Here is a 3678-nt window from a genome sequence, read left to right as displayed (position 1 = left end):
GTTCGCGCACGGAGCGCCGCAGAAGTTCACGAGAACCCCTGACGGTGGGGTGGCGTCGGTCAGGCGGTGGCGTCGGCGGCAGCCTGCCGGGCCCGGCGGCCACGGCGTGGAGCGGCGCCCGACGGCTCCCACGTGAAACGCTTCACGGCGATCAATGCACCGGCCACGCCCCAGGCGGCAACGAACGCCAACTTTCCCGCAGCGAACCCCGAGCCATCGACGAACGGGTTGAAACAGTCCTGGAACGCGTTGACGAACGGCTTGAGCGGGAAGAGATTCGCGATCGTCGAGAGCCACCCGTCGTCATCGGTGGCCACGAACACGTCGGAGATGAATGCGAGCGGCAGGATCGTCGCGTTCACGACGGCAGCCGACGACGATGCCGACTTGATGACCGACACCAGTGCCATTCCGAGCGCCGCGAACGACGCCACACCGACCATCAACGTCACGAATGCGGCCGGCATCTTGTTCCACTCGATGTGGAGGTCGTAGAACGCTGTTCCCATCACGACGAGCAGCACCGTTCCGGCGATCGCGATGATGATCGAGGCCCCGATCAGTCCGAACAGATACGTCCACGTCGGGAGCGGGGTGCTCCGCCAACGTTTGAGGATTCCCTCGTCGCGACGGATCGGCACCATGTTGCCGATGTTGCTGTACGTGGCCGACACCGCGGTGTAGGCGGCGAGGCCGCCGGTGTAGAACTGGCGGATCGGCCACTCTCCACCCTCGATCGTGACCGTGTTGTCACCGAAGATCGCGTTGAACAGCACGAGCATCACGATCGGCAGGATCAACGTGAAGAACAGCGCGACCGGGATGCGGAAGAAGTAGGTGATCTGGTAGCGGATCTGGCGGACGATGAGCGAGACCGCCGACGGGTAGGCGTTCACGACAGACCCGGCGTTTCCTGATCGGCGGACGAGGTGAGCTGGAGGTAGACGTCCTCGAGCGACGCTCGCGTGACCTTCAGGCCCTGCAGTTCGATGTCCTGCTCGACCGCCCATCCGGTGAGGCGATGCACGACCCGCGTCGAGTGCTCCACCGTGGCCTCGATCAATCGACCGGACAGGCGCACCGACTCACCCATCACGTCGGCGAACAGCCCCACGGCATCGGAGGTCTGAATCGTGTCGGGGAGGTGGAAGCTGACGATCGTTCCGCTGATCCCGTCGATCAACGCCGACGGAGTGTCTTCGGCGATCATCGTTCCCGCTCCGAGCACACCGACCCGATCGGCGAGGTGTTCGGCTTCGTCGAGGTAGTGCGTCGTGAGCAACACGGTGGTCCCGTCCGCTCCGAGTTGTTCGATCAGGTCCCACGACAAGCGGCGTGCGGACGGGTCGAACCCGGTCGTCGGCTCGTCGAGGAACAACACGTCGGGCGAGCCGACGATTCCGAGCGCCAGGTCGACACGTCGCCGCTGACCACCGGACAGAGATCCCACGCGTTCGTCGGCCTTCGCGTCGAGACCGGTGAGACCGAGCACCTCGTCGGTCGAGCGCCGCGACCGGTACGCGCTGGCGTAGAGCTCGACCACCTCGCGAACCGTGAACTCGTTCTCGACACCCGAGCTCTGGAGAACGACACCGATGCGGTCGCGGAAGTCGCGTTCGGACTTCGACGGGTCGAATCCGAGGACCGACACCTCGCCGGATGAGGCGGCGCGGTGACCTTCGAGGATCTCGACCACCGTCGACTTTCCGGCACCGTTGGGTCCCAACAGCGCGTACACCTCGCCGGGCGCCACGTCGAACGACACGCCGCGCACCGCGTGGTTGTCGCCGTAGTGCTTGTGCAGGTCGCGGACTTCGATCGCAGCCATCGAGGTCGACGGTACCCCGATCAACCGCCGCCGGGACGCGACGACGAGATCGGCAGGCCGGTGTCGTTGCGGAGATGCTCTGCCGCGGGCGCGAAGTACGCCATCAGTTCACCGGCGACCTCGGCCGGAACGTCGGGATCGGAGCATGTCGCCTCGACGGCTGCGGCCATGTGCACCAGCCATCGATCACGTTCGAGCGGGCCGACGTGGAATGGCATGTGGCGCATCCGCAGACGCGGGTGTCCACGTTCGTCCATGTAGGTGGTCGGCCCGCCCCAGTACTGGATCAGGAACAGCGTCAACCGGTGTCGCGCACCGGTCAGATCGGGCTGCTCGGGATACAGCGGGAGCAGCACCGCATCGGTGGCCACGCCCTCGTAGAAGGCGTCGACGAGGCGTTCGAAGAACTCGGCGCCTCCGACCCGCGAATACAGACTGGAGGTCTCCTCGGTCACGCGGCGAGTGTACGGCCGGTCAGGAAGCGTCGAACTTGCGATACTCCACGAGCTCGTCACGCTGGACGACGAACGGGGTCGAATCGTCACACGGGTCGAGAATCACGAAGTCATCGGTGGCGAGCAGGACGAGCACGGTCAAGACGTCGTCGTGGGCAGCGGTCGTGCGCACCTCGATCACGTCTCCGGCGATGAGGGTTTCCTGCAGCAATGTGGTCATGGTCTTCGTGTCCTTCGTCGTGCCCCGAGCGCCGGCTGCGCCCGAAGTGTCCATCCCGCTACAACGCCACCCCCGGCACGGTTGTTCCCGGATCGCAGTGATCGCGAAGAAATCAGCGGAAGCTGGGCTGCTCCCAGTCCGGGAAGAGATCGGGGAGTTCATCACTCACCCGGTTGCTGTATTCGGCCGGGCGCTTCTCGAGGAAGCTCTCGACGCCTTCGCGCGCGTCATCACTCGGCCCGCGCAGTGCGATCCCGCGCGAGTCGGCGCGGTGGGCGACCATCGGGTGGTCGGCGCCGAGCATCCGCCACAGCATCTGGCGGGTGAGCGCGACCGACACCGGTGCGGAGTTCTCCGCGATGTCCCCCGCGATCGCGCGGGCGTCGGTGAGCAGGTCGTCGGCGGCATGGACGCTGCGGACCAACCTTCCGGCCAGTGCTTCGTCTGCGGGGAAGACCCGACCGGAGTAGCACCATTCGGCGGCCTGGCTGATCCCGACCAGTCGCGGGAGGAACCACGATGAGCATGCCTCCGGCACGATTCCACGACGGGCGAACACGAAACCGAACTTGGCATGTTCGCTCGCGAGGCGGATGTCCATCGGGAGCGTCATCGTGACGCCGACGCCGACCGCGGCACCGTTGATCGCCCCGATCACCGGCTTCTTCGAGTCGTAGATGCGCAGGCTGACCAGCCCGCCGCCGTCGCGGGGCACACCGACCTCGGTCTGGACGTCACTTCCACCCTTGGCGAACGTCGCCCCCCCGCCGCCGAGATCGGCGCCGGCACAGAATCCGCGACCGGCACCGGTGACGATCACCGCACGGACGTCGTCGTCCGCGTCGGTGACGTCGAACGCGGCGATCAACTCGTTCATCATCGTGCCCGTGAACGCGTTGAGTCGGTCGGGACGGTTGAGCGTGATCGTGGCGATGTGATCGCTGACGTCGAACAGGATCTGCGAGTACTCCATCCCAGCAAGTTAGAGAACCAGCCTTCTCGACCCCGATTCGTATCACCAGCTGATACTGGAAGGGGTCGAGAACAGGTCGCCCACAAGCCAGGTCTGGCGTTCCAGGTTCGGCATCGTCGGACCCGGAAATTCAGCCAGCACGAACGGGCCCACCTCGCCGGCCGCGGCCAGCAGCGCCTCGAGGTCGGCGACGGCGCTGGCC

General features: G+C 66.0%; 5 protein-coding genes. All 5 read right to left on the bottom strand.

The features are described 5' to 3' along the window. Window positions 1-59 precede the first annotated feature (59 nt). Window positions 60-896 carry an ABC transporter permease gene (locus tag WBV89_RS20370; protein WP_423983158.1) on the bottom strand — a complete coding sequence of 279 codons (837 nt, stop codon included), beginning with the start codon at window positions 894-896 and terminating at the stop codon, window positions 60-62. Beyond that, on the bottom strand, window positions 893-1828 hold the full coding sequence (locus WBV89_RS20365; protein ID WP_423983157.1) for an ABC transporter ATP-binding protein: 936 nt from the start codon (window positions 1826-1828) through the stop codon (window positions 893-895). Before WBV89_RS20365 ends, WBV89_RS20370 begins: the two co-directional genes overlap by 4 nt. 20 nt (window positions 1829-1848) lie before the next feature. Next, a complete protein-coding gene (locus WBV89_RS20360) occupies window positions 1849-2283 on the bottom strand; it encodes a globin (RefSeq protein WP_423983156.1) in 435 nt (144 codons plus the stop codon). A gap of 19 nt (window positions 2284-2302) precedes the next feature. Beyond that, complete coding sequence (locus WBV89_RS20355) at window positions 2303-2503, bottom strand: hypothetical protein (protein WP_423983155.1); 201 nt, start codon at window positions 2501-2503, stop codon at window positions 2303-2305. A 112-nt stretch (window positions 2504-2615) separates the two neighbouring features. Beyond that, a complete protein-coding gene (locus tag WBV89_RS20350) occupies window positions 2616-3476 on the bottom strand; it encodes a crotonase/enoyl-CoA hydratase family protein (RefSeq protein WP_423983154.1) in 861 nt (286 codons plus the stop codon). Between the last annotated feature and the right edge of the window lie 202 nt (window positions 3477-3678).

It is taken from the genome of Ilumatobacter sp., from assembly GCF_049588435.1.
Lineage (GTDB): Bacteria > Actinomycetota > Acidimicrobiia > Acidimicrobiales > Ilumatobacteraceae > Ilumatobacter_A.
This window is presented reverse-complemented; position numbering and strand designations above follow the sequence as displayed.

Coding starts and splice junctions, on each gene's coding strand:
- WBV89_RS20365 (WP_423983157.1), bottom strand. CDS start 1,828: ATGGCTGCGATCGAAGTCCGCGACCTGCACAAGCACTACGGCGACAAC.
- WBV89_RS20355 (WP_423983155.1), bottom strand. CDS start 2,503: ATGACCACATTGCTGCAGGAAACCCTCATCGCCGGAGACGTGATCGAG.
- WBV89_RS20350 (WP_423983154.1), bottom strand. CDS start 3,476: ATGGAGTACTCGCAGATCCTGTTCGACGTCAGCGATCACATCGCCACG.